The sequence below is a fragment of the Neobacillus cucumis genome, from assembly GCF_023715505.1.
This window is the reverse complement of record NZ_JAMBOH010000117.1, coordinates 1-437: the sequence shown is the minus strand read 5'-3', so window position 1 is coordinate 437 and position 437 is coordinate 1. Positions and strand designations below refer to the sequence as shown.

The following is a 437-nucleotide window of genomic DNA, read 5'->3' as shown; positions in this document are numbered from 1 at the left end:
CCGTGCGCCCTTTCTAACTTAACCTAAAAGGTTTTACTCTAAATTAATAGAGAGTATTCTAAAATGGCGATTTTACTCGGTTTTTACTTGGTTTCTTCTATACGATTATCTAGTTTTCAAAGAACGATTTAAAAAAGCTTTGAGAGAATTGCTCCCTCAAAACTAAACAAACAGAAAACAATCAAACAAACTTTTTTTGTCTGGCTCATATGTCCAGCTTTTATCCTTAGAAAGGAGGTGATCCAGCCGCACCTTCCGATACGGCTACCTTGTTACGACTTCACCCCAATCATCTGTCCCACCTTAGGCAGCTGGCTCCTTACGGTTACCCCACCGACTTCGGGTGTTACAAACTCTCGTGGTGTGACGGGCGGTGTGTACAAGGCCCGGGAACGTATTCACCGCGGCATGCTGATCCGCGATTACTAGCGATTCCG

The 437-nt window shown here is 44.2% G+C and carries 1 rRNA gene; it reads right to left on the bottom strand.

From position 1 onward, the window contains the following. Window positions 1-230: 230 nt before the first annotated feature. Window positions 231-437, bottom strand: a 16S ribosomal RNA gene (locus tag M3226_RS31665); the annotation flags it as partial.